The sequence below is a fragment of the Dactylosporangium sucinum genome (assembly GCF_014647515.1).
Taxonomy (GTDB): Bacteria; Actinomycetota; Actinomycetes; order Mycobacteriales; family Micromonosporaceae; genus Dactylosporangium; species Dactylosporangium sucinum.
In genome coordinates this window covers 43,951-67,633 of sequence record NZ_BMPI01000021.1, presented here as the reverse complement: position 1 = coordinate 67,633, position 23,683 = coordinate 43,951, and the positions used below count along the sequence as shown (strand labels likewise).

Annotated in this window: 23 protein-coding genes, 1 pseudogene and 1 riboswitch; of the genes and pseudogenes, 13 read left to right on the top strand and 11 right to left on the bottom strand. The window is 72.8% G+C overall.

The window, feature by feature from the left end:
- The first annotated feature begins 27 nt into the window (after positions 1-27).
- Positions 28-321: a ubiquitin carboxyl-terminal hydrolase 14 gene (locus IEZ31_RS22180; protein WP_190251842.1), complete on the top strand. Its 294-nt coding sequence runs from the start codon at positions 28-30 to the stop codon at positions 319-321.
- 53 nt (positions 322-374) lie between these two features.
- Here IEZ31_RS22180 and IEZ31_RS22175 read toward each other — a convergent pair whose 3' ends face one another.
- Both IEZ31_RS22175 and IEZ31_RS22170 read right to left on the bottom strand, forming a co-directional pair.
- A complete protein-coding gene (locus IEZ31_RS22175) occupies positions 375-1,250 on the bottom strand; it encodes an NAD(+)/NADH kinase (protein ID WP_190251841.1) in 876 nt (291 codons plus the stop codon).
- Between the two features lie 18 nt (positions 1,251-1,268).
- Positions 1,269-1,940, bottom strand: a complete 672-nt coding sequence (locus IEZ31_RS22170) for a YoaK family protein (RefSeq protein WP_190251840.1) — start codon at positions 1,938-1,940, stop codon at positions 1,269-1,271.
- A gap of 109 nt (positions 1,941-2,049) precedes the next feature.
- Here IEZ31_RS22170 and IEZ31_RS22165 point away from each other — a divergent pair, with 109 nt between their 5' ends.
- Complete coding sequence (locus IEZ31_RS22165) at positions 2,050-2,496, top strand: ATP-binding protein (RefSeq protein ID WP_190251839.1); 447 nt, start codon at positions 2,050-2,052, stop codon at positions 2,494-2,496.
- Positions 2,497-2,543: 47 nt separating this feature from the next.
- On the opposite strand, the gene ahcY is transcribed toward IEZ31_RS22165, so the two are convergent.
- From ahcY to IEZ31_RS22140, 5 genes are all read right to left on the bottom strand, one after another.
- Entirely contained in the window at positions 2,544-4,007 is a 1,464-nt protein-coding gene (gene ahcY, locus IEZ31_RS22160) for an adenosylhomocysteinase (protein ID WP_190251838.1), read from the bottom strand.
- Positions 4,008-4,026: 19 nt separating this feature from the next.
- Positions 4,027-4,116: riboswitch (S-adenosyl-L-homocysteine riboswitch) on the bottom strand.
- Between the two features lie 49 nt (positions 4,117-4,165).
- A complete protein-coding gene (locus IEZ31_RS22155; RefSeq protein WP_229835733.1) occupies positions 4,166-4,918 on the bottom strand; it encodes an SWIM zinc finger family protein in 753 nt (250 codons plus the stop codon).
- Positions 4,911-8,186: an SNF2-related protein gene (locus tag IEZ31_RS22150; RefSeq protein ID WP_229835732.1), complete on the bottom strand. Its 3,276-nt coding sequence runs from the start codon at positions 8,184-8,186 to the stop codon at positions 4,911-4,913. The genes IEZ31_RS22155 and IEZ31_RS22150 overlap by 8 nt, the downstream gene beginning before the upstream one ends.
- Before the next feature lie 887 nt (positions 8,187-9,073).
- Positions 9,074-9,913: an alpha/beta fold hydrolase gene (locus IEZ31_RS22145; RefSeq protein ID WP_190251837.1), complete on the bottom strand. Its 840-nt coding sequence runs from the start codon at positions 9,911-9,913 to the stop codon at positions 9,074-9,076.
- 23 nt (positions 9,914-9,936) lie between these two features.
- Positions 9,937-11,697: a substrate-binding and VWA domain-containing protein gene (locus IEZ31_RS22140; protein WP_190251836.1), complete on the bottom strand. Its 1,761-nt coding sequence runs from the start codon at positions 11,695-11,697 to the stop codon at positions 9,937-9,939.
- A 112-nt stretch (positions 11,698-11,809) separates the two neighbouring features.
- On the opposite strand from IEZ31_RS22140, the gene def reads away from it, so the two are divergent.
- Positions 11,810-12,310, top strand: a complete 501-nt coding sequence (gene def / locus IEZ31_RS22135) for a peptide deformylase (protein WP_190251835.1) — start codon at positions 11,810-11,812, stop codon at positions 12,308-12,310.
- Here the strand turns inward: def and IEZ31_RS22130 are convergent.
- Positions 12,291-13,403, bottom strand: a complete 1,113-nt coding sequence (locus IEZ31_RS22130) for a type III PLP-dependent enzyme domain-containing protein (RefSeq protein WP_229835731.1) — start codon at positions 13,401-13,403, stop codon at positions 12,291-12,293. The genes def and IEZ31_RS22130 overlap by 20 nt on opposite strands.
- Between IEZ31_RS22130 and IEZ31_RS22125 the strand changes: the two genes are divergently transcribed.
- A complete protein-coding gene (locus tag IEZ31_RS22125) occupies positions 13,396-14,721 on the top strand; it encodes a ferric iron reductase (protein ID WP_190251834.1) in 1,326 nt (441 codons plus the stop codon). The genes IEZ31_RS22130 and IEZ31_RS22125 overlap by 8 nt on opposite strands.
- A 1-nt stretch (position 14,722) precedes the next feature.
- On the opposite strand, the gene IEZ31_RS22120 is transcribed toward IEZ31_RS22125, so the two are convergent.
- Entirely contained in the window at positions 14,723-16,171 is a 1,449-nt protein-coding gene (locus tag IEZ31_RS22120; RefSeq protein WP_190251833.1) for an IucA/IucC family protein, read from the bottom strand.
- 214 nt (positions 16,172-16,385) lie between these two features.
- Here IEZ31_RS22120 and IEZ31_RS22115 point away from each other — a divergent pair, with 214 nt between their 5' ends.
- Together IEZ31_RS22115 and IEZ31_RS22110 are read left to right on the top strand one after the other, a co-directional pair.
- Positions 16,386-16,727: a hypothetical protein gene (locus tag IEZ31_RS22115; protein WP_190251832.1), complete on the top strand. Its 342-nt coding sequence runs from the start codon at positions 16,386-16,388 to the stop codon at positions 16,725-16,727.
- Positions 16,728-17,044: 317 nt separating this feature from the next.
- Positions 17,045-17,434: a nuclear transport factor 2 family protein gene (locus IEZ31_RS22110; RefSeq protein ID WP_190251831.1), complete on the top strand. Its 390-nt coding sequence runs from the start codon at positions 17,045-17,047 to the stop codon at positions 17,432-17,434.
- On the opposite strand, the gene IEZ31_RS22105 is transcribed toward IEZ31_RS22110, so the two are convergent.
- On the bottom strand, positions 17,416-17,931 hold the full coding sequence (locus IEZ31_RS22105; RefSeq protein ID WP_190251830.1) for a GbsR/MarR family transcriptional regulator: 516 nt from the start codon (positions 17,929-17,931) through the stop codon (positions 17,416-17,418). The two genes, IEZ31_RS22110 and IEZ31_RS22105, sit on opposite strands and share 19 nt — an antisense overlap.
- Positions 17,932-17,992: 61 nt before the next feature.
- Between IEZ31_RS22105 and IEZ31_RS22100 the strand changes: the two genes are divergently transcribed.
- Both IEZ31_RS22100 and IEZ31_RS22095 read left to right on the top strand, forming a co-directional pair.
- Positions 17,993-18,904: an ABC transporter ATP-binding protein gene (locus IEZ31_RS22100; RefSeq protein WP_190251829.1), complete on the top strand. Its 912-nt coding sequence runs from the start codon at positions 17,993-17,995 to the stop codon at positions 18,902-18,904.
- Positions 18,904-20,469 carry an ABC transporter permease gene (locus IEZ31_RS22095; RefSeq protein WP_190251828.1) on the top strand — a complete coding sequence of 522 codons (1,566 nt, stop codon included), beginning with the start codon at positions 18,904-18,906 and terminating at the stop codon, positions 20,467-20,469. The genes IEZ31_RS22100 and IEZ31_RS22095 overlap by 1 nt, the downstream gene beginning before the upstream one ends.
- A gap of 26 nt (positions 20,470-20,495) precedes the next feature.
- Here the strand turns inward: IEZ31_RS22095 and IEZ31_RS22090 are convergent, their stop codons facing one another.
- Positions 20,496-21,383, bottom strand: coding sequence for an ADP-ribosylglycohydrolase family protein (locus IEZ31_RS22090; protein ID WP_190251827.1), 888 nt, complete (start codon positions 21,381-21,383; stop codon positions 20,496-20,498).
- A 99-nt stretch (positions 21,384-21,482) separates the two neighbouring features.
- Between IEZ31_RS22090 and IEZ31_RS22085 the strand changes: the two genes are divergently transcribed.
- The 5 genes and pseudogenes from IEZ31_RS22085 to IEZ31_RS56710 form a co-directional block, all read left to right on the top strand.
- On the top strand, positions 21,483-21,938 hold the full coding sequence (locus IEZ31_RS22085; RefSeq protein WP_190251826.1) for an SRPBCC family protein: 456 nt from the start codon (positions 21,483-21,485) through the stop codon (positions 21,936-21,938).
- Entirely contained in the window at positions 21,935-22,276 is a 342-nt protein-coding gene (locus IEZ31_RS22080) for an ArsR/SmtB family transcription factor (protein ID WP_190251825.1), read from the top strand. The genes IEZ31_RS22085 and IEZ31_RS22080 overlap by 4 nt, the downstream gene beginning before the upstream one ends.
- Before the next feature lie 126 nt (positions 22,277-22,402).
- Positions 22,403-22,690, top strand: a complete 288-nt coding sequence (locus tag IEZ31_RS22075) for a ribbon-helix-helix domain-containing protein (RefSeq protein WP_229835730.1) — start codon at positions 22,403-22,405, stop codon at positions 22,688-22,690.
- Positions 22,687-23,088 carry a hypothetical protein gene (locus IEZ31_RS22070; protein WP_190251824.1) on the top strand — a complete coding sequence of 134 codons (402 nt, stop codon included), beginning with the start codon at positions 22,687-22,689 and terminating at the stop codon, positions 23,086-23,088. The genes IEZ31_RS22075 and IEZ31_RS22070 overlap by 4 nt, the downstream gene beginning before the upstream one ends.
- A gap of 238 nt (positions 23,089-23,326) precedes the next feature.
- Positions 23,327-23,683 (top strand): annotated as a pseudogene (locus IEZ31_RS56710) (hypothetical protein); the annotation flags it as partial.

Below are 23,683 nucleotides of genomic sequence, written 5' to 3'. Positions count from 1 at the left end.
CCGAACGGCGGGCGATACGGTGAGATCGTGACCGACGCCTCTTGTGAGCACCTGGGCCTGATCCAGGACGTCCAGCCCAGCGCCGACGGCTGCGAGGACTGCCTCGCCGCCGGGGGCCGCTGGGTCCACCTGCGGCTGTGCCTGACCTGTGGGCACGTCGGCTGCTGCGACTCGTCGCCGGCCAAGCACGCCACCGCGCACTTCAACTCGGCGGGCCACCCGCTGGTCCAGTCCTTCGAGCCGGGTGAGGACTGGGTGTGGTGCTACGCCGACGAGGCGCTGCTGCGCGTCTCGGGGCTGCCGGAGCGCGCCCACCCCTGACCGGCCCGGTGCGGTGGCCGGTCGGGTGCCACCTGGCCGGCCGCCCGGGATCCTCACACGAAGGGGATCTCGACCTCGAGGCTGCCGTTGACCTGCAGCTTGCGCCGGGCCCGCTCGTAGAACGTGGTGTAGCCGAGCCGCACGACCTTGGCCGCGGCCGGCGCGGCGGACACGGTGAGCGTGTCGCCGGGGTTGAGCTCGCCGAGGACCTCGCCGTCGACCTCGGCGACGAGCCGGCCGCTGGACGGCAGCAGCTGCAGGTCGAGATCCTCGTTCGGGGACAGCACGAGCGGCCGGTTGAACGCGGAGTGGGCGGCGGCAGGCACGACGATGATGCCCTCCACCGTCGGGGAGACGATCGGGCCGCCGGCGGAGAAGCTGTAGGCGGTCGACCCGGTCGACGTGGCGACGATGAGGGCGTCGGCGGAGTACCGCACGAACGGATACCCCTGCATCGAGATCTCGATCGCGGCCAGGCCGTGGCCGGGCGTGCGGACCAGGGCGATGTCGTTGAACGCGGTCACCGTGTTGCCGTCGGGCAGGGTGGTGCGCACCGCCATGCGCGGCTCGACGGTGAACCGGTGCGCGTCGATCGCGGACAGCGCATCGGGCAGCTCCTCGACGCCGATCTCGGCGAGGAACCCGAGCCGGCCCAGGTTGACGCCGAGCACCGGGGTCGGCTTGCCGGACAGCAGCCGCATGCTGCGCAGCATCGTGCCGTCGCCGCCGAGGCTCACCACAAGCGAGGCCCGGCCGACGAGCTCGTCGGCGTTGACGGCGACGGCGCTGCAGTCGATGCGGTCGACCTCGTCGGGCAGGCCGAGGACGGTGGCCTCGCGTGCCTTGGCCCAGTCGATGATGGCGTCGATCGCCGGCTTCGAGTCGCGGCGTGGATGCAGGACCAGCCCGACCGTGTGCACCATCCCCATTGGAGCAACTCTACGGCGCTACTGGCGGGCGGTGGAGTGGGTCGCCGCCCGGTGCGCCGGCGTGTGCTCGCGGGCCGGGGCGGTGCCGGCGGACGGCGGGGTGGGGGAGCGGGGCGGGCGGGGCGGCACGGTGTGGGCGACGAGGGCGGCGGCGACCAGCCCGACGGCGGGGAGCGGCCCGAGCCAGGGGACCCGGTCCAGCAGCAGCGCGGCCCCGACCGCGCCGACCGGCACGCACGCGAACGGCACGAGCAGCAGCGGGTCGAACCGGCCGGTCGCCAGCCGGGTCACGGCGCCGGTGAGGTACGTCGTCTGCACGTCCGCGTCGCGGGTGGCCGCGCTCTGCAGGCCCATCGCGATCGTGGCCAGGGCCAGCAGCGGCAGCTGGGTGACGCCGCGCGGGTCGTGGTGGGCGGCGATCCACCCGCCGCACAGCGTGCACAGCGCCAGCAGCTCGGCGACGAGGCACCGGCTCGGCGCGACCCGCCGGGCCAGCACGACCGTCGCCGCGTACACGACGCAGGCCAGGCCGGCGCGCAGCGCGGTGTCGGTGATCTCCTGCGCGGCCGAGACGCCGAGCACGACGAGGTTGCCGGTGACGACGCTGGCGAAGACCCCGCCGAGGTACAGCAGGCCGATCGCGTCGACGTACCCGGCGGCGAGGGCGAGCATCCACACTGTCCGGCGCATCCCCGCCCGCTTCCCCGTCGCGGGCGGCCCACCCTCACCCGCCCCGGATGACCGCGTTGGTTGCCGCCCGGCAAACATCGTTCGTGCGGGTGGCGGGTAACGTCCCTCTGTGTCGATCGCTCTGCGGCTCGCCCTCAACCTCCCGCGGGACGCGGCGACGGTGCCGATGGCCCGCCGCATGCTCGACCAGGCCCTGCACACGCTCGGGGTGGACGCGGACTGCCGGGACGACGTCGGGCTGATCCTCACCGAGGCGTGCGCCAACGTGATCGAGCACGCGCTGGAGACCGACGACTACGAGATCACGATCGACGTGTCCGACGTGCGGTGCGTGATCCACGTCGTCAACGCGGGCGCGACGGTCGACCCGTCCCGCCTCGTCCTGGCGACCGGCCTGCCGGACGGGCAGCTCGACGAGCACGGCCGGGGCCTGCACATCATCCGCGCGCTGGCGGACGAGCTGTACCTCACCCCGGCCCTCGGCGGCGGCCTGGTCCTGCAGGCGGTCACGACCCTGCGCTGGACCCGGGACGCTGAGGTGTGGCAGCGGCACTGAGCGCCGCCGGGCGGGAGGTGTATCCCTCCCGCCCGGCACGCGGAGGGTCAGTAGCGGTAGTGCTCGGGCTTGTACGGGCCGGCGACGTCGACGCCGATGTACTCGGCCTGCTCCTTCGTCAGCTCGGTGAGGTCGACGCCGAGCGCGTCGAGGTGCAGCGCGGCGACCTTCTCGTCGAGGTGCTTCGGGAGGCGGTAGACCTGCCGGTCGTACGCGTCGGGCTTCGTGAACAGCTCGATCTGCGCGATCGTCTGGTTGGTGAAGGAGTTCGACATCACGAAGCTCGGGTGGCCGGTCGCGTTGCCGAGGTTGAGCAGGCGGCCCTCGGACAGCACGATGATCGAGTGACCGTCGGGGAAGGTCCACTCGTGGACCTGCGGCTTGATCTCGGCCTTCACCACGCCGGGCAGCTGCGCCAGGCCGGCCATGTCGATCTCGTTGTCGAAGTGCCCGACGTTGCCGACGATCGCCTGGTGCTTGAGCCGGGCCAGCTGGGCGGCGCTGACGATGCCCATGTTGCCGGTGGCGGTGATGACCAGGTCGGCCTGCTCGACGACGTCGTCGAGGCGCACGACCGGCAGGCCGTGCATCGCCGCCTGCAGCGCGCAGATCGGGTCGATCTCGGTGACCACGACCCGGGCACCCATGCCGCGCAGCGCCTCGGCGGCGCCCTTGCCGACGTCGCCGTAGCCGCAGACGACGGCGAGCTTCCCGGCGAGCATCACGTCGGTGGCCCGGTTGATGCCGTCGAGCAGCGAGTGGCGGATGCCGTAGGTGTTGTCGAACTTCGACTTGGTCACCGAGTCGTTGACGTTGATCGCGGGGAACAGCAGCTCACCGGTCTCGGCCAGCTTGTACAGCCGCTTGACGCCGTTGGTGGTCTCCTCGGTGACGCCCCGGATCCCGGCGGCGACGCGGGTGAACCGCTGCGGGTCGCGGGCGAGGCTGGCCCGGAGGGTGTCGAGGATGATGCCGTACTCGTGGGCGTCGCCCTCCTGCGCGGGCGGGACCTGCCCGGCGGCCTCGAACTCGACGCCCTTGTGCACGAGCAGCGTCGCGTCACCGCCGTCGTCGACGATCATGTTCGGGCCGCGCCCTCCGGCGAACTGGAACAGCTGGTCGGTGCACCACCAGTACTCCTCCAGGGTCTCGCCCTTCCACGCGAACACCGGCGTGCCCGCCGGCGCGTCGACGGTGCCGCCGGGGCCGACGACGACCGCGGCGGCCGCCTCGTCCTGGGTGGAGAAGATGTTGCAGGACACCCACCGGACCTCGGCGCCGAGCGCGACGAGGGTCTCGATGAGGACCGCGGTCTGCACGGTCATGTGCAGCGAGCCGGCGATGCGCGCGCCGCGCAGCGGCTGGGCCGCGGCGAACTCGCGGCGGGTCGCCATGAGGCCGGGCATCTCGTGCTCGGCGAGGCGGATCTGGGTGCGGCCGGCGGCCGCGAGGAACAGATCGGCGACGGCGAAGTCGATGCCGTTGCGGGTCTGCAGGCGTTCTTCGGACATGCCTGAGGTCACCTCCCGGTGACAGGAGGCGCCCTTGAGGTCAAGGTAGGTCGCCTGGCCGAGCGTGGCGGCCCTCTTGGCTGGGGCCGTCGCAGCGCCTCTCGACCACGACCGTGGCGGTGTTCATGCCGCCACGGGATCCGACGGTACCGAACGGGTCAGCGCTCGGGCAACCCGTCCGGGAGTGTCCGGTATGCGGCGCGTAGCACATCGGTGACGTCGAACCGGCCGACGGTGAGCGGGAGCGGGTCGAGCCGGTCGAGCAGCGCGTCCGGCCGCTGGACGGCGCCGGCGACGGGCGGCTCGGGAGCGGGCATCCTAGGGCCGGCGGTCCAGAAGCCGCCCGTCGGCGGCGCGTCGGCGGTGCCGTGGTTGTCGTCGGCCGGGGTCGTCCGGTGCTCGCGGAGGCGGTCGAGGAGCTCCTCGCGGCCGCGGCCGCGCCAGGCGAGCAGCCCGAACGGGTCGGCGTCGAACGACTCGGCGAGCACGTAGCAGGCGGCGGCGAGGTGCCGGCACGGCTTCTGCCAGCCGGGGCAGGAGCAGTCCAGGACGATGTCGGCGAGGCTCTGCGGGAACAGCGACAGCCCGAACCCGCCGAGGATCTCGTCGAGGTCGTCGGGCAGCTGACCGGCGAGCAGCTTCGCGACGTGGAACGCCTCGCGGGCCAGGGCCCGTTCGATCCTGGACCAGTCGGCCTCGGAGAACGCGCGGACCCCGACGCGGGCCCGGTAGGTCTCGCCGTCCTCGTCGACGACCAGGGCCGTGACGATGCTCGTCGAGATGGTGACGGAGCGTACGTGACCCGCCCGGGCGTACCGGCGGCCCTGCTGAAATGTCGTACCCATCCGCAACGATTCGAGCATGGTCAGGAACTGGTGGGACCAGCTCGTCGCATGGATCGACTCAGTCATCGACGGCCTCCGGCGCGAGCGTGACGAGGTCCCGCAGGTCGTCGGTGGACAGGCCGGTGAGCCAGCCCTCGCCGGCGCCGACGGCGACCCCGGCGAGGGTGCGCTTGCGGGCCATGATGTGCTCGACGCGCTCCTCGACGGTGCCGATGCAGACGAAGGTGTGCACCTGCACGTCGCGGCGCTGGCCGATGCGGAAGGCCCGGTCGGTGGCCTGCTGCTCGGCGGCCGGGTTCCACCACCGGTCGACGTGCACGACGTGGTTCGCGGCGGTCAGGTTGAGGCCGGTGCCGCCGGCCTTCAGCGACAGCAGCAGCACGCCGGGGCCGTCGCCGTGCTGGAAGCGGTCGACCATCGCGTCGCGGGCGCCTTTCGGGGTCCCGCCGTGCAGGAAGGCGACCTCGGTGCCGAGGCGCTCGGTGAGGTAGGGCGTGAGCAGGTGCCCGAAGCGGGCGAACTGGGTGAAGACCAGCGCGCGGTCGCCGGCGTCGCGGGCCGCGGTGAGGATCTCCTCCAGCCGGGCCAGCTTCCCCGACCGCCCGGCGAGCGGCGTGCCGTCGCCCATGAGGTGCGCGGGGTGGTTGCACACCTGCTTGAGCTTGGTCATCGCGGCGAGGACGAGGCCCTTGCGGCGCGGCCCGGCGCGGCCCTCGCGCAGCCGCACGAAGAGCTCGTCGACGACGGCGCGGTAGAGGCTGGCCTGCTCCGGGGTGAGCGTGCACCACTGCTTGCGGTCGAAGCGCTCCGGCAGGTCGGCGATGACGGCCCGGTCGGTCTTGACCCGGCGCAGCAGGAACGGGCGGGTGGCGCGGCGCAGCCGGGCGGCGGCACCGGCGTCGCTCCACCGCTCGACGGGCACCGAGTAGCGGGCGCGGAAGGTGCCGGCGGGGCCGAGGATGCCCGGGTTGAGGAAGTCGGCGATCGACCACAGCTCGGTGAGCCGGTTCTCGACCGGCGTGCCGGTGAGGGCGACGCGGTGCCGGGCCGGGATGCGGCGCACGGCGCGGGCGGTGACGCCGGTGGCGTTCTTGACGTGCTGGGCCTCGTCGAGCACCACCCGGTCCCAGTCGGTGGCGGCGAGCAGGTCGGCGTCGCGGGTCGCCACCTGGTAGGTGGTGAGGACCAGGTCCGCGCCGGCGCCCTCGCCCCGGCCGAGGCTGCGCTCGCTGCCGTGGTGGACCGCGACCCGCAGGCCGGGCGTGAACCGTTCGATCTCGCGGCGCCAGTTGCCGAGCACCGACAGCGGGCAGACGATCAGCGTCGGCGGGCGCGGCCCCTGCGCGCGGGTGTGCGCCTCGAGGGCGAGCACCTGCACGGTCTTGCCCAGGCCCATGTCGTCGGCGAGCAGCGCGCCGACCCCGACCCGGTCGAGGAAGGCGAGCCAGGAGAAGCCGCGCCGCTGGTAGGGGCGCAGCTGCCCGGCCAGCCCGGCCGGCGGGTCGAGCAGCTCGAGCCGGTCGGGGACGCGGCCGGTGAGCAGGTCGGCGAGCCAGCCGGTGCCGTCGACGCCCGCCACCGGCAGCGGCAGGTCGCCGTCGGGGATGAGCCGGGTGAGCCGCATGGCCTCGCCGGCCGTCATCTCGCCCTCGCCGCCGCGCTCGAGGAACGCCAGCCCGGCCCGCAACCGGTCGGGGTCGAGCTGGACCCAGCGGCCGCGCAGCCGCACCAGCGGCACCTTGGCGCTGGCGAGGGCCTTCAGGTCGGCCTCGCTGAGGAAGCGGTCGCCGAGGGCGAGCCCCCACCGGAAGCGCACGACGGCGGCCCGGTCGGCGGTCACGTCCTTGAGCACCGGCGCGGCCGGCTGCCCGGTGTGGACGGTGAGGGTGAGCCCGAGGTCCTGCCGGCGCTGCCAGCGGGCCGGCAGCAGCACCCCGAAGCCGGCCTCCTCCAGCAGCGTCGCGTGGGCGAGGAACCGGTAGGCGCCGGCGACGTCGAGCGAGAGCCCGGCCGGCCGGTCGGTCCGCAGCGCGTCGTCGAGGTCCGCCCACAGCCGGCTGGCCCGCCCGAGCCCGGCGAGCAGCACGTCCTGCGGGTAGTCGACCCACTTGAACAGCGGCGAGGCCCTGTCCGTCCAGACCCGCTCGGCGGGCACGACCAGGCTGGGCTCCTCGGCCGGCTGCAGCACGAACTCGACGTACCACGGCAACACCCCACCGCCGCCGTCCCCGTTGTCCCCGCCTTCGTCGACGGTCACGTCGCCGGTCTCGTCGTCGAGCTCGGGCAGGTCGATCTCCTCGCCGAGGTGCGACAGCCGGAAGCACACCCGCACGGCCGCGGGCCGCCCACTGTCAACCCACCCGCCGACGACCTCCCGCACCCGCGCAACGTCCGCGGTCTCGCCGAGCACTCGTCCACCGCCGGTCGGGGCGTCACCGGTCGGGGCATCGCCCGCGTCGGGGATTCGCGCCGGGTCGGGGGTCGCTTCCAGCACCGTCGAACTGCCGGTCGGGGCGTCGACTGTGCCGGGGGTTCGCACCGCGCCGGCGGGCTCGTCCGGCACCGTCATGCTGCCGGTCGGGGCGTCGACCGCCTCGCTTGCCCGCGCGACGTCGGGCGGGTTTGCCGGCACCCATCCACGGCCGGGCTCGGCCCCAGCGCTCAGCGCTGGGCTGCCCGCCGGCTGCGCGGCCGGGGTGGCGTCGTCCCGGGGGCCGGGTGGTGCGAGTCGGGTGTCGCTGGCGGGCGCAGTGCGGAGCCGGGCGTCGGGAGCGGTGAGGGCGGCGAGCCATGAGCGGACGACGCTGTCGGTGCGGACCGCTCCGGGAGCGAGCAGCGGCCGCCCGCCGAGCCGGCGCCGGACCCGGGCGTCGACCTCGGCCTCGATCGCCGCCCGCGTGGCCGCCACGGCCTGGACGCCGCCATGGCCGGCACCGCCGCCGCTGCCGCCACCCCTGCCGCCACCCCTGCTGCCGTGGCTCGCGATGCCGTGGCCGCCGGTGCTGCGGTCCGGATGCTCCGTGCTGCCGGCGGCTTGTTCGGCGGCGCAGGCGACGCCGGGCATGGCGCGCCACAGGGACTCGAACCGGGCGGCGTCGGCGTCCCACAGCACCGGTCGCCAGGCGGCGACCGGGCCGGGAAGGAGGACGGGGACGACGCGGCCACGGCGGACAAGGTCGGCGGCGTACCGGACGAGATCCGCCGCCCACCCCACCGACCCGCCCAGGCGGACGGTCGTGGCCGGGTCCCGCTCGGCGAGCGTCTCGAGCAGCGCCTCCAGGTCGGTGCCCGGAGCCAGCGTGACGATGGGGACGGTCCAGGGCAGGACCCGCACCGGCCCGCTGGCCTCCTGTTGACTGACCGCCTGCCCGCTGGCTGCCGCACGCCCGCTCCGTCCGGCCTGGCCGGCCTGGCCGGGGTGGCCGCTGGCAGCTGCCCGTCCGTTCGCTTCCCCGTGGCGGCTGGCTACTGCGTGCCCGACGGCGCTTGTGCGCTCGTCCGTTCCTACCTCTCGGTTGGCTGCTGCCCGACCGCTGGCTTCTGCCTGTGCGCCGGGTCCCGTCCGGCCGGTCGGTGTCGCCGGGCTGGTGGTTGCCGTCCGGCGCACGGCTCGGCTGAGGGCGGGGTGGGCGGCGGCGAGTTCGGGGGAGGGTAGGGGCCGGGAGCCGGCCGTCGGCAGGTACAGGTCGGTGGTGCCGACCTCGCCGGGCACGGGCGGAACGACCGCGTACGGATGCGGCGTCGCCCGCCGGCCCCGCCGTCCCGTGCCGCCGGGGGGCGGGGTGGTCTCCGCCCAGCAGGCGAGCCTTCCGTCGCGGCTGACCAGCCCGTGGACGACGATCACCGGAACGACCCTACCCGCATCCTCATCCCCGGCCGGGCAACCGCACGCCGCCGGCTCGCCCGGGTTGGCGGCGTCGGCGAGTACGCCTCGGAGCGGCAAGGCCCCGTGCGTCAGACGTCCGCCCTCCAGCAGGCGCGTTCATGATCGCGGACGTTCTTGTATCGCCGGTGACACAACAACGTCCGCGATCATGAACCGCGCGGCCGAGGAGCGCGGCGTCGAGCCTTCGGCGCTCCGAACCGTCGGCTGAAGGGCCACTGCCGGGCGGCTGAAGGACCCGCTTGAGGTTCATTCCTAGCTTCCTAGGATGCCTTACGGGACGTGGCTGGCGCCACGCCTGCAAAAGGCCCTGTCTGCGACAGGGCGGGGCCGGGCGGCTAGGACGAGATGGCCACGAGTTCGTCGATGGTCGTGTCCCACAGTGGCCTCGGCGGGAACTGGTGGCCCATGCCCGGCAGCGGTACCAGGCGGGCGCCGGGGATGGCGGCGGCCAGCGCCTCGCCGTGCGGGTACGGGAACAGCGGGTCGGCGGTGCCGTGCAGGACCAGCGTCGGGGCCTTGATGTCCGACATCGTGCCCGTGAACGGGGTGTCGTCGTCGAGCAGCCAGTGGTTGGTGTTGCTGGCGGCCAGGTCGCGGGTGCGGTCGTAGACGAGGGTGGCCACCGCGCGGATCGACGCCTCGTCCTGGGGGAGGTCGCCGCCGAACAGTGCGTCGTCGGCCACCAGGCGGGCGATGGCCTCGTCGCGGTTGGTCCAGTCCGGGGGCGGTGGGGGGTCCGAGAACAGCGCCGCGATGCGCGGCGCCGGGGGTGGTAGCGGGCCGGCCGGGGCGATGGGGCTGGTGGCGATCAGGGTCAGGGACGCCACCAGCGTGGGGTGTTCGGCGGCGATGCGCTGGGCGATGCCGCCGCCCATCGAGACGCCGGCCAGGTGTACCGGGGAGGCGGCGCAGGCGGCGGCGACGGCCAGGGCGTCGGTGCACAGGTCGTGGCCCTGGTAGGCGGGGGCGCCGGCGGGATAGGAGGTGGACTCGCCGGTGTCGCGGTGGTCGTAGCGGATGACCAGGCGGCCGCGGGACGCCAGCCGGTCGCAGAAGGCCGGTTCCCACCAGTCCATGGAGGCGGCGGCGCCGCTGATGAGCAGGATCGGCGGGTCGGTCGGGGTGCCGTGGGTCTCGACGCGCAGGGATACGCCGGTGGTGGGCGAGACGAGCATGCCCACCACCGTACGGGTGTGCGTCAGACCTTGCCGAAGATGGCGGTCATGAGGACCTCGTTGATGTCGAACGCGGTCTTGGAGGTGTACAGGGTGCCGCCGCTGACGCGGGAGATCTCCTGGAGGGCGGCGAAGTCGGCGTCGTTGCCGTAGCCGACGGTGACGACGGGGACCTTCTTGTCGCTGGCGGCGTTGGCCTGCAGCTTGGTGCGCAGGGCGTCGAGGGTGAGGCCGCCGGTGCTGTCGTCGTTCTTGCCGTCGGTCATGAGGACGACGATGTTGGTGGCGCCGGGCTTGTAGGCCTCGACGACGGCCTGCTGGGCGGCGGCGGCGGTGTCGTAGAGGCCGGTGTCGCCGACGGGGGTGAGCTTGTCGATGGCGGCGATCATCTGGTCGCGGCGGGGTTTGCCGGCGACCTGGTCGGCGATGCGGCCGATGGGGATGAGCGGCTTGTAGTCCTGGACGCCGTTCTGTTTGGTGGAGAAGACCCACAGGCCGGCGGCGACCTCGCCGTCGAAGAGCTGGACGGCGCTGCGGGCGGCTTCTTTGGCCAGTTGCATGCGGGTCTTGCCGGTGCCGGGGACCTGTTCGCCCATGGAGCCGGAGACGTCGAGGACGAGCAGGAGGTTGGTGGGGCGGGTGAGGGCGGTCCAGGAGTCCATGGACTGTTTGACGGACTCGGGGAGCAGGACGGCGCGCGGTACGGTCTTGATTTTTGCGCTGAAGGCGGCGTTGCCGGTGAGGGGGGTGCCGGCGGCGCGGTTGGGGTCGCGGAAGCCGGCGTCGAGGAAGACCTGGCGGCCGTCGGGGCCGCGCAGGTAGGTGAGGAAGGCCTTGGCGACGTCCTGCTTGTCCTTCTGGGCCCAGGGGGCTTCGAGGACGAGGTAGGGGTTGTCGGCGTCGGCGCTGCCGTTGGAGGGGTAGACGGCGACGAGGGGGACCTTGGGGTTGGCCTTGTTGTAGGTGAGGACGTCCTGTTCGAGGGCGGGGAACGCGGAGACGTACTGCAGTGCGCTGTCCTGCTTGTCGGCCTGGCTGAGGCCGTCGAGGAGTTGGGCGGTGGTGTTGGTGTAGACGGCGCGTTGCTGCTTGAGCTTGGCGAGGGTGGCCTGTTCGTCGGGGGTGACTTCGCCGTCGTCGTTGCCGTCGAGGATGGCCATGAGGGCGAGCAGGCCGCTGGTGGACTGCAGCGGGTCGGTCATGCCGAACTTGAAGGCGCCCCAGTCGGGTTTGTTGTATTTGGACCAGCCGGCGGGGTCGGCGGCGACGGTGTTGATGAGGTCCTGCCAGGACAGTTCGTCGGCGGGCCAGCCGAGGGCCTCGGCCATGGGTTTGGGCATGGCGAGGACGGAGGGGGTGCGGGCGAGGCTGGGCTGCAGGTCGGGCATCATGCGCTCGGCGATGGCGGCGGTGGAGGCGCGGCGGACCCAGGCGGTGGAGTCGGGGACCCAGACGTCGGGTGGGGTTCCGGTCTTGTTGTCCCATTCGGTGCCGAGGGCCTGGGCCATGACGGCGGTCTCGCGGCCGGTGATGCTGACGTGGGCGCATTGCCCGGCGACGGCCGGGTCGGTGGCTTCCCATTTGGTGGCGAGGCCCTCGAGGAGGGTGGCGGTGCTCGGGGACGCGACGATGGTGGCGGTGACGTTGCCGGAGCAGGCGTTGGCGACGAGCTTGTTCCAGGCGACGAAGGCGCCGGCGCCGACGAGCACGACGACGAGTCCGCCGATGATCCACGGGGTGAGCGTGAATCGGCGCTGAGCTGGGCCGCGGCGGTGTGACCGCACGTCTGCCCTCTCGGCCGTGTAGGCCATGGGTGTGCCTCCGGGGGTGGGAAGTCGGCCCAGTGTAGGCCCTCGTCAAGCCGGGTTTGTTTCGCCCCGAAGTACCCTGTGACGTGTGACGATCCGTTCGATCCGCCGGCTGGGCGATCCGGTGTTGCGCACGCCGGCCGAGACTGTGACTTCGTTCGATGCCGAGCTGTCGGGGCTGGTGGAGGACCTGCTCGACACGTTGACGGGTGAGCCTGGGCGGGCGGGGGTGGCGGCGCCGCAGATCGGGGTGTCGGCGCGGGTGTTCGCGTATGGGGCGAACCGGGTGGTGGGTTATGTGGTGAATCCGCGGATCGTGCATCTGGCGGGGGAGCAGGACGGTGAGGAGGGTTGTCTGTCGATTCCGGGGTTGGCGTTCCCGACGCCGCGGGCGATGGAGGCGACGGTGGAGGGTGTCAACGAGCGGGGTGAGCCGATCCGGGTGACGGGGACGGGGTTGTTGGCGCGGGCGTTCCAGCACGAGGTCGACCATCTGGACGGGCGGCTGTATATCGACACGTTGCGGGGTGACGCGCGGCGGCAGGCGTTGCGGGCGGTGCGGGCGGCGTTCAGCAGTCCAGCACGGTGAAGGTGGGGTGGGCGAGGCGCAGGAAGTCGTGGTGGGCGACTTCCCATCCGTAGGCGCCGGTGTTGGGGAAGACGAGGATGTCGCCGGCGCGGACGGTGGTGGGCTGTGCGTCGCGGGCGAGGATGTCGCGGGGGTTGCATTGTTCGCCGGCGACGTCGACGGGTGCGCCGGTGACGGTGGGCCGGTCGAATGGGTACGGCCAGTGGTCGACGGGCAGGACGGTGAAGGGGTGGCTGTAGTTCCAGGAGGCGGGTAGCCGGAAGTGGTGGGTGCCGCCGCGGATGACGGCGAACCAGCGGCCGTGGCTGTGTTTGACGTCGGTGACGTCGGCGGCGTACCAGCCGGCTGTGGCGGCGACGTACCGTCCGGGTTCGACGACGAGGCGTGACCCGGCGGGCAGGTGGAGGCCGTGGAGCCCGGCGGCGAGGGTGTCGAGGTCGAACGTGGTGGCGCCGGTGACGTCGACGCCGAAGCCTCCTCCGACGTTGATGAGTTGCAGTGGTATCCCGTGTGTGTCGGCGGTGTGCTGGGCCCATTCGACGGCGTCGGTGATGAACGCGGCGTGCGCGGCGGCGTCGAGGTTGTTCGACACGGCGTGCAGGTGGAACCCGGCGACGTCGAGGCGGGCGGCGAGCGCGACGGCGGCGGCGAGCTGCGGTTCGGCGATGCCGAACTGGGTCGGTGCGCCGCTCATGCGGTGGGTGCCGGGCAGGGCGGGGTGGGTGCGGTTGACGCGGAGGCAGATGCGGGCGCCGGGCGCGACGTGGGCGATGCGGCGCAGTTCGTGGAGGCTTTCGGCGTTGATGACGGCGCCGGCTGCGGCGGCGGCCCGCAGGTCGTCGTCGGTTTTCGCCGGTCCGCTGAGCAGCGTGAACGGTGACCCGGCGGTGACGGCGGCGGTGAGTTCGGCGCCGGAGGCGGCCTCGAGCCCGTCGGTCCAGCGCAGCACGCCGCGCAGGAGGGTGTCGTTGCCGTTGGCTTTCAGCGCGTAGGCGATGAGCGTCCCGGCGGGCAGGGCGGCGCGCAGCGCGGTGATGTTGTCGCGGACGGTGGCGAGGTCGTAGACGTAGGCGGGGCGGGGGCCGGTGCGCACGGCGTGGGCCACACGTGGGGGAAGTCGCACCACGGCGGTGTGGGGCTCCGTTCTGTTTGCCGGGTTTCGGGCAGTAGGCTCTTGCGCGATGCGTCTGCAGGCCGACCTTGATGACCGGGTTGTCGACCGCGATCCGATCGCGTTGTGGCAGTACGCGGAACGGTATCTCGGTGTCGGCACCCGCACGTACAGTCCCTATGCCGCTGATCTCGACATTGCCGAGGAGTTCCATCCGCAGCGGGGGCTGGCGTCGTTCCGGCTGCCGACGTTCCGGGTGCCGGCGTCGTTGGGTGGCTATCTGCGCTCGGGGGTGGCGTCGGAGCTGCACGGGCTGTATTCGGGGCCGGACGGGGTGCTCGTGCCGGTACATCCGAATGCGCTGGATCATCCGGGGCTGGTGGGGCGGGCGGAGCTGCTCGGGTGTGAGCGGGGTCCGGAGCTGACGGTGGTGCCGTCGGCGAACGCCCGGACGGTGTTCGTGGTGGAGTGCGACGGTGTGGCGGTCGCGCCGCATTTCGTGAAGCTGCATTATCCGCGGCGGTTGTCGCGGTTCACGCGCCGGTTGCGGCGGCCGGTGATCGAGTTGCAGCTGTGGGTGTCGGACGAGCTGGTGCGGGTCGGTGCGCCGGTGTTGCCGGAGGTGGGTGGGGGCTGGTTCGGGCCGGCGGAGTCGCCGGAGGCGTGGGGGTTTCTGGTGCGGGCGGCGCGGCCGTTGGCGGCGGCGCCGGCGTTCACGGTGCCGTTGTTCGCGCTGTATGGCGGGGATCTGCGGGCGCCGGGCGACCCGACGTTGCTGGAGCAGCTGGTGGCGGCGTGGCCGGACGATCCGGCGGTGTTCGTGGCGGAGCGGATCGTGGTGCCGATGGTGCGGTTGTGGGCGTCGGTGGCCTGGCGGACGGGTTGCCCGCTGGAGACGCACGGGCAGAACACGCTGTTCGCGTTCGACCCGGTTTCGAAGGAGACCAGGGTGTTGTACCGCGACTGCGCGATCTACGTGGACAGTGCGCTGCGGGCGCGGGCGGGGTTGGCGGGGCCGTTGCCGCCGGCGAACGTGATCCCGCGGGATGTGGCGTTCTCGGCGGACGAGGTGTTCAGCCTGACGTACGACAGTTTCATGGGCCATCACGCCTTGTCGTATGTGGCGGCGGCGGCTCGTGACCGGCTGGGTGTGGACGAGGGGGTGCTGCACGCGGCGGCGCGGGCGGCGTTCACGGCGGGTGAGTTGTTGCCGCCGACGGTGTTCTACTACGACAACACGCTGTACGACAACGGCGACTGGAAGTTGGTCGACACGGGCCGCGCCCCGGTGTGGCGGTAGGTCAGGTCAGCGGGTTGGGGATCGTGCACCAGCGGTCCTCGAGCGGGTCGTCGGCGAGGCGCATGGCGGTGGTGGCTTTGAGTGGCCAGTCCCGGGTGAGGATGGCGGTGGCGTCGTGCCGGCCGGCGTGGCTGCGGACGGTGGCGGCGACGTGGTCCCAGAGCCGGTTGTCGCCGAGGGCGGCGACGAGGCCGGCGAGGACGGTGCTGAACGCGGCGGCGAGGAGTTTGGTGCGCAGGGCGTCGTCGTCGCCGGTGGGTAGGGCGCCGATGAGGGGTGGCATGTCGATGCCGGCGGTGGCGAGCCGTGCGGGGTGGACGTGGAGGCCGCCGAGGTCGCGGTAGTAGATCCGGGCGGGGCGGCCGCCGGTGATGTGGACGAGGGTGTTCTGGCCGTGGGCCTCGAGGGCGACGCCGGCGTGCAGGAGGGTGAGCAGCGGCGGGAGCAGCAGGTCGGTGAGCTGGGTGAAGAACGCCGGGGTGAGCAGGTCGGGCCGGCCGGGCAGGGCGGCGAGCGGCAGGACGGTGGCGTGCGGGGGTGGGGCTTCGCGCCAGACGGCGCCGAGGGTGCGTTGCGGGTGGCCGTGGTCGTCGAGGACGGTGGCGGCGGTCGTCTCGCGCAGGACGGTGAGTCCGTCGGTGCGGGCCGCGAGCTGGGTGACGAGGGTGGACGCGAGGGGCCCGTTGTGGATGGCGGCCGGCGACAGGGTGCGCACGGCGCTGGTCATCTGCACCTCGACCGCGGTTTTCAGGTGTACTGCGGGATCGTCGGCGAACGCGAGGGTCCGCAGCGACATGAGGGGGTGGGCGGCGACCCGCCGGCCGGTGTCGGTGACGAGGCCGGTGGCGAGGGCGCGGGGCAGCTGCCAGGGGTGGACGGGCAGGCGTGGTGGGCGGGGTGTGCCGCCGGTGTGCCAGCGGGCGGGGTCGACGGCGACGACGGCGAGCTGGACGGTGGGCCGGTGTTCGGGTGCGTATCGCAGGACGTCGAGGGTGTCCATGCCGATGCGGGTGCGGCAGCAGGGGTGCAGGGGGTGGCCGTCGAGGATGCTCTGTTCGGCGTCGACGAGTGTGGTGGCGGTGTTGGCGGCCGGTGGGCCGGCTGGTGGGTTGGCGTAGGCCAGGGCGAGGTTGGCGACGCTGTTGTCGAGCTCCCGCACGAGCCGTGCGGTGTGCGGTCCGAGGCCGGCGGCTTCGGCGAGTCGCGCCGGGTGGTGGTGGGTGTTGCCGTCGAGCACGGCGGTGGTGGCGGTGTCGTGGTGGAACGGGGCGGGTTCGCGGCCGCCGAGGCGGCGGCGGTCGACGAGGTTTTCGCGCCAGAGTGCGCCCCAGAGCCGGTGCAGGACGGCGGCGCGGGCGGCGGGTAGCGCGGCGGTGTAGGCGTCGGCGAGCTCGGGCCGGTGTTGTTGCAGGGCTCGTAGGGTTTCGGCCTCGTCCGGCGCTGGGTTCACCCTGCCCACGATAGCTTCCTAGGATGCCTTAGGCGACGTGGCTGACGCCACGCCTGAAGATTCCCTGTCTACGACAGGGGAGGGGCTGGTGTGACCGGCGTCCTCCGTTTGGCCGGAGTTGTCGCCGCTGACCGCCTGGCTGCAGGTTCACCTGCGGAGATGCTGTCATGTACGCGAGGATCAGCTTGGAGCACGGACGCTTCGGGAGGTCGAGATGGAGATTCGACAGGTCTCGGGCGGTGGGGGCTACGTGCCGGTCGCCGTTGCGGCGCAGCAGCGCCAGGCGAGCCTGGTGGAGCCGGTGGAGCCGCCGCCGAAGGGGGGTCTGCCGGCGTCGCAGCAGGTGCTGAGCAAGCTGACGCCGGGGGACCGGGCGGCGATCGCGGGTGCGACGGGGTATCGCCTGTCGCCGACGGGTGCGGTGACGAACGTGGGCGGGGTGCCGCCGTGGTCGTTCATCATGGCGTTCGCGGCGTCGCGGACGGCGGTCGCGCCGGTCGAGGAGACGGCGAGGGTGTCGTCGGGCGACGGGATGCACGTGGATGTGACCGTCTGACCGTCCCGTCCCGTCCCGTTCCGAACGGACGGTGGAGCGTCGGCTCCCGGTTCGTGCCGGCGTCCCCCATGTTGTCGGCGGCGCGTTTGCCGGGTTCGAGTGCCGGCGGGTTTCGGGGTGGGTGCGCCGGCACGCCGACCACCAGCGCACCCACGTGTTCCAGTCTGCCCCGGCGGTGGGGTTTTCGGTGAGCGCCGTGGGTGTGGGTCATGGTCGACGTTCGGTTGGGTGGGGCGAACGGTTACGGTCCGGTTTCCGGCTGTAAGAAGCGTGTTGGGGGCGTTGACCGGGGGTGGTGGGCGGATTTCGATGGGTGTATGGGTGAGGACTCGCTGGTGGTGGTGCCCGCGGTGGGCGGGGCCGAGGAGCGGCTGATGGTGGAGCTGCTGGCGGTTGTGGATGCGCGGGAGTGGGCGCGGTTGGGTGGTCTGGTGGCGCCGGATGTGGTGTATTACCGGCCGGGGTGTGCGCCGATTGAGGGTGTTGAGGCGTTTGTCGGGTTTTATCGGCGGCGGTGGATCGTGTCGGCGGGGCGGCATGATGTGGACCGGTGTGTGGCGGTGGGTGGGCAGGGGTTCTGTTGGGGTCGGTTCGGTGGGGTGTCGCATGCGGGTGTGCCGTTGCGGGAGATTTTCGCGGACTGGTTCGAGTTCCGGGATGGTCTGGTGGTGCGGCGGCGGACGTTCTTCTACCGGCCGGCGGTCTGAGCGGTCTGTGCGGTGAGGGTTTCGCGTTCCTGCATGGTGGCGCGGTGTTGCTTCCAGCGGTCGAGCATGGCGGGCATCTCGTCGATGAGGAATTCGAAGAACTGGGCGGTGGTGTTGGCGCGGCGGCCGGCGGGGGTGGTGGGGTCGAAGGCGTTGGCGGCGTCGCGGAAGGTGGCGGCCCACCGGTCGAGGAGCATCTCGCGGTGGAAGATGGCTTCGTACCAGACGTCGTTGTGGACGTGGAAGACGTCGCGGCGGGTGCCTGGTTCGCGTTCGCGGACGACCATGTGGACCTGGATGAGGTAGCGGACGGCGCCGGAGATGGCGGCGGGGCTGGCTTTGAGCATGGTGGCGAGTTCGGCGGCGGTGCGGCGGCCGCTGTCGGTGGCGAGGAGCGCGGAGAGGACGCGGGAGGGCATGCGGGGCATGCCGGCGTCGGTGAAGGCCACGGCGAAGCGTTCGATGTAGGGGCTGACGGTGGCCGGGTCGCGTTCCATACAAAAACTTTACCAGCTTCTGAACTTTCACAAGTTTGTGAATCGAGCGTATGTTGGGGGCATGACTTCCGCTATTGAGGTGTCCGGCCTGATCAAGCGGTTCGGCCGGACGACCGCCCTCGACGGGCTCGACCTCAGCGTCGCCGAGGGAGAGGTCCACGGCTTCCTCGGCCCGAACGGGGCCGGCAAGTCCACCACGATCCGCGTGCTGCTCGGCCTGCTGCGCCCCGACGGGGGCACGGCGCGGCTGCTCGGCGGCGACCCCTGGCGGGACGTGGCCACCCTGCACCGCCGCCTGGCCTACGTGCCGGGTGACGTCACCCTCTGGCCGTCGCTGAGCGGGGGAGAGGTGATCGACCTCCTCGCCCGCCTGCGGGGCGGCGTCGACCCGAAGCGCCGCGCGACGCTGCTGGAGCGTTTCGACCTGGACCCGCGCAAGAAGGCCCGCACCTACTCGAAGGGCAACCGGCAGAAGGTCGCGCTCGTCGCGGCGCTCGCGTCGGACGTGGAGCTGCTGATCCTGGACGAGCCGACGTCGGGCCTGGACCCGCTCATGGAGGAGGTGTTCCGCGACTGTATCGCGGAGGAGCGCCGCAACGGCCGCACCGTGCTGCTGTCGAGCCACATCCTGTCGGAGGTCGAGGCGCTGTGCGACCGGGTGTCGATCATCCGGAACGGACGGACGGTGGAGACGGGCACCCTCGACTCGCTGCGGCACCTGACCCGCACCGCGATCTCGGCGGTGGTCGCGTCGCCGGCGGCCCTCGACGGGCTGGCGGGGCTGCACGACCTGGTCGTCGACGGTGACCGGGTCACGGCGCAGGTCGACACGGCCGCGCTCGGCCCGGTCATGGAGGCGCTCAGCGCGGCCGGGATCCGGTCGCTGACGTCGCAGCCGCCGACGCTGGAGGAGCTGTTCCTGCGCCACTACGCGACGGAGCCGGCGACGGAGCCCACGGAAGCGGTCGCGTGATGAGCGGTGTGCTGCCGTTGCTGCGGCTGTCGCTGCGGCTGGACCGGGTGCGGCTGTCGGTGTGGATCGTGGTGCTGGTCGCGTCGGTCGCCGGTTCGGCGTCGTCGTTCGCCGGGGTGTATCCGGAGCAGGCCGACCGGGACGCGCTGCTCGTGGCCGCGAACGGCAATCCGACGTTCGCGGCGATCTACGGTGACGCGTTCGGCAGTTCCGTCGGGGCGTTGACGGCGTGGCGGCTGATGACGTTCTACGGGGTCCTGGCGGGGCTCATGACGATCTTCCTGGTGATCCGGCACACCCGCACCGACGAGGAGACCGGCCGGCTCGAGCTGCTGCGGGCGACCGTGGTCGGGCGGTCGGCGCGGCTGGGGTCGGCGCTGCTGCTCGCGGTACTGGCGAATCTCGTGCTGGCCGGGCTCGTGGCGGTGTCGATGCCCGACCCGGGCCCGTCGTCGCTGGCGTTGGGGTTGGCGTTCGCGGGGGCCGGGCTGACGTTCGGTGCGATCGCGGCCGTCGCGGCGCAGCTGACGGAGTCGTCGCGGTCGGCGACCGGGATCGCCGCGGGTGCGCTCGGGGCGGCGTTTCTGGTGCGGGCGATCGCGGACTCGTCCGGCATCGGCTGGCTGCGGTGGCTGTCGCCGATCGCGTGGGGGCAGCTGGTGCGCCCGTACGCGGGGGACCGGTGGTGGGTTCTCGCCGTGCCCCTCGTGGTGACGGTGCTGCTGGCGGTGGTGGCGTGGCGGCTCAACGGGCGTCGTGACGTGGGTGCGGGGCTGCTGGCGGCGCGGCTCGGGCCGGCCCGGGCCGCCCCTGCCCTGCGCGGCCCGGTGGCCCTGGCGTGGCGGTTGCAGCGGGGCACGTTCCTGTCCTGGGCCGCCGGGTTCCTGGTCGGTGGGCTGGCGGTCGGGTCGGCCGCGTCCGGGGTCGGGGATTTCGTCGAGGGCGGCGCCGCGGACCTGCTGCGCAAGTTCGGCGGGGAGAAAGGGATCGTCGATGCGTACCTGGCGACGAGTCTCGGCCTGGTCGCGATGCTCGCCGGCCTCTACACCGTGTCGGCGGTGCTGCGGCTGCGCTCGGAGGAGACGGACTTGCGGGCCGAGCCGGTCCTGGCCACGCCGGTGCGCAGGTTGCCGTGGATGGGGTCGCACCTGCTGTTCGCGTTCGCCGGGACGGCGGCGCTGCTGCTGATCCTCGGTGCGGCCGCCGGCCTGGTCCACGGGCTGGCGACGCACGACCTGGCGGGGCAGTTCCCGCGGGTGCTGGGCGCGGCGCTGGTGATGGTGCCGGCGGCGTGGGTCGTCGGCGGGCTCGCGGTGGCGTTGTTCGGGTTGTTGCCGCGGGCGGCGGCGGTCGCGTGGGCGTGTGTCGGCGGGTTCCTGCTGGTCACGTTCCTCGGGCCGGTGCTGCAGGCCCCGGCGTGGGCGATGGACGTGTCGCCGTACTCGCACGTGCCGCGGCTGCCGGGGGCGGCGATGACGTGGGCGCCGGTGTGGTGGCTGCTGCTGGTCGCGGTGGCGCTGACGGTGGCGGGTGCGGCCGGGTTCCGCCGCCGCGACGTCGGCTGACGTCCGCGCTGGCGTCGGTGCTGGGGTCAGCGGTGGGGGAGGGGCTCGCGGTTCGTGATCCACTCGGTGGGTACGCCGCGGGCCCCCGGCCGGTCGCCGACGCCGGTGTAGGCGGCGACGATGCCGCCGGTGATCGCGGCGGTGGTGTCGACGTCGCCGCCGGCGTCGAGGCAGGCCTGCAGCGCGGCGGGGTAGTCGGTGAGGTGTCGCGCGGCGGCCCAGATGGCGAACGGGACGGTGTCGGCGGCGGTGACGCGGCTGCCGTTGCCGAGGATCTGCGCGGCCCGGGTGGTGGGGACGCGTTTCGCGCGGGCCAGCATCCGCGTTGTGCCGGATTTTTCCGGCATGTACGGCAGGATCCGGGTGATCAGGTCGCCGGGTGGGTGGCCGTCGAGGCGGGCCTTGGCGGTGAGGGACGCGGCGACCGCGACGGCAACGGCACCGGCGACGGCGTCGGGGTGGGCGTGGGTGAGCTCGGCCTGCCTGCCGGCTTCGCGGGCGGCGGTGGCCGGGTTCCCGGCGTGGTAGGCGCCGAGTGGTGCGACCCGCATGGCGGCGCCGTTGCCGAGGGAGCCCTGCCCGCCGAACGCGGCTGTCGCGGCGTCGCGCCAGTGGGTGCCGGCGGCGACGGCCTGCAGGACGAGGTATGCGCCGACGCCGTAGCCGCGTGTCGGGTCGCAGGCGGCGGCGAACGCTTCGGCGAGCCGGTCCTGGTCGACGGTGCCGTCGGTGCTGTCGTGTTCGAGGTGGTCGGTGAGGACGGCGGCCAGCTGGGTGTCGTCGGTCCACGGCCAGGGGGTGCCGCGGGCGTCGGGGGCGGTCATCTGCTGGGCGCCGAGGGCGTCGCCGACGGAGAGGCCGTCGAGGCAACTGCGGGCGAGGTCGAGCCGGGCCGCCGGGTACAGCACCACCATGGCCGGATCCTAACGCTCTTTTGGTTGACATAATGTGCATTATCGAACATCCGTGGGTGGGTGGTTGCAACGGATGGTTGCGTGTCGGAAGGTGGTGGGATGGACGAGTTCGGCACGCTGGAGCGGCGCATCCACATCGACGCCGCGCCGGAGGTGGTGTTCGGTGTGGTGAGCAGCCCGGAGCATCTGCGTGAGTGGTGGCCGGACGAGGCCGACTATCCGGTGGTGCCCGGCGGGGCGGGCCGGATCCGGTTCGGTGACTCGTGGGTGCAGTTCACGGTCGTCGACGCGGTCCCGCCGCGGCGGTTCGCGTTCCGGTGGACGCATCCGGAGGGTGAGCCGGCCGGGCCCGGCAACTCGTACCTGGTGGTGTTCGACCTCGAGCCGGCCGGGTCGCCGGTCGGGTCGGCGACGCTGCTGCGGATGACGGAGTCCGGGTTCCGGGAGCGTGGCTGGGACGAGGCGAAGGTCGCCGCCGAGTATGCGGAGCACACGACGGGCTGGGACCTGTTCCTGCCGCGGCTGCCCGGGGTTGTCGCGCGGGTGTCGTCGTGAGTGCCGTGGTGGACGACGAGCTGTGGTCGGCGGTGGGTGACCCGACCCGGCGGCGGATGCTGGACCTGCTGCTGGCCGAGGGTTCGGGTACGGCGACGAGCCTGGCGGAGCGGTTGCCGGTGACGCGGCAGGCGGTGGCGAAGCATCTGGCGGTGCTGGACCGGGTGGGGCTGGTGCATGCGACGGCGGCGGGGCGGGAGCGGCAGTTCCGGGTCGACCAGGCGCGGCTGGCGCGGGCGGTGGCGCAGCTGGCGGAGGTGGGTGCGGCGTGGGACGCGCGGCTGCAGCGGATCAGACGGATCGCGGAGACGATCGCCCGTGAGTCGCAGTCGCGGTGAGCCGCGGGTCACGGTGTCAGGTTTTTCCGGTCATGGGGTGCGTGTCGGGGCAGGTGGGCAGGAATCTTGACCGTTCGGGTGAGGCGACGCTAGGTGAGCGGCGTATGCGGCCGGTACCCTGTGTGTATGCGTGAGGTGCGCAACGAGGTGCGCGGTGATGTGCGCAAGGAGCGGGTCACCGTGACGATGCCGGCCGATGAGGCGGCGGCGGTGCGGCGGCTGGTGGACGCGGGCCGTGCGGAGTCGGTGTCGGCGTATGTGGCCGAGGCTGTGCGTGGGCGGCTGGCCCGGGACCGGGCGTTGCTGGCGTTGAACGAGCTGTATGCGCAGCGGGGTGTTCGGCTGGATCCGGAGCACCACGCGTGGGCGCGTGAGGTGCTGGGGGTGGCGCCGGCCGGCGGTCCGGTGTCGTGACCGCGGTCGGCGGGCGCATCCTGGACAGTTCGGCGATCCTCGGGTTCGTGGCGGGCAAGCCGTATTCGTCGGCGATCGTGTGGCATGCCGTGGACCAGGGTGTCGTCCTGGCGGTGCCGGCGGCGGCCCTGGCGGAGGCGTGGGCGCAGACGTCGCCGAAGGACTATGCGGTGCTGCGGGTGCTGTTGTCGTTGCCGGTGGTGGTCGTGGACGACCTGACGGCGTCGGATGCGGTGGACAGTGGCGCGTTGCTGGGCGGTGAGGGCGGTCCGGCCCTGGTGGCGGCGGCGCATGTGGTGCGGCGAGCGCAGGCGCGGCCCGGGTGGGCGATCGTCACCGACCGGGCGGAGACGCTGCGGTCCCTGGACCCGCAGGCCGAGATCGACGAGCTGCCCTGACTCCCCCGCTTTTTTCCTGAGCGGAATTTGCTGATCAACCCTGGTCTCTGGGCGGCTGGGGGCTGCCGTACGGTGTGTCGCGTTCAGAAAATGTCGGTGGTGGCTGGTATGAACGTTCCGACACATGTTCGATTCTGGGTTGGAGGGTGCGATGGTTGCCGCGCGGACCGCGGCCAAGGGGTTGTCGACGGTGGATCTGGAGCAGATCCGGGACACCCTCGCGGCCGGCCGGAAACCGAAGGTCGTCTTCACCGAGGCTGCCGGGCAGATCGCCGGGCAGCTGGGTCAGATCGTGGCGTTGACCGATCCGGAGCTGTCCGACGAGTTCGTCGTCGTGCGGTTCGGCAAGGACGAGCTGCCCTTCTCCCCCGCCGATCTGGCGATCGCCCCGAAGGCGGCGCCGCAGCGGCGCGCCGCAGTTCCCGCACCTCGTGAGGAGAGCCAAGTGCCAGCCGTGACCACCGCCGACTCCCCCGCCACCGACGCCCCCGCTGCCGAGTCCACCACCGTGAGCGCCGGGAAGGGTGCGGACGTGCCGCCGGGCGCGCCGCTGCTGCCGGAGCCGTCCGCCGACAGCAGGGCCGACGGCAAAGCC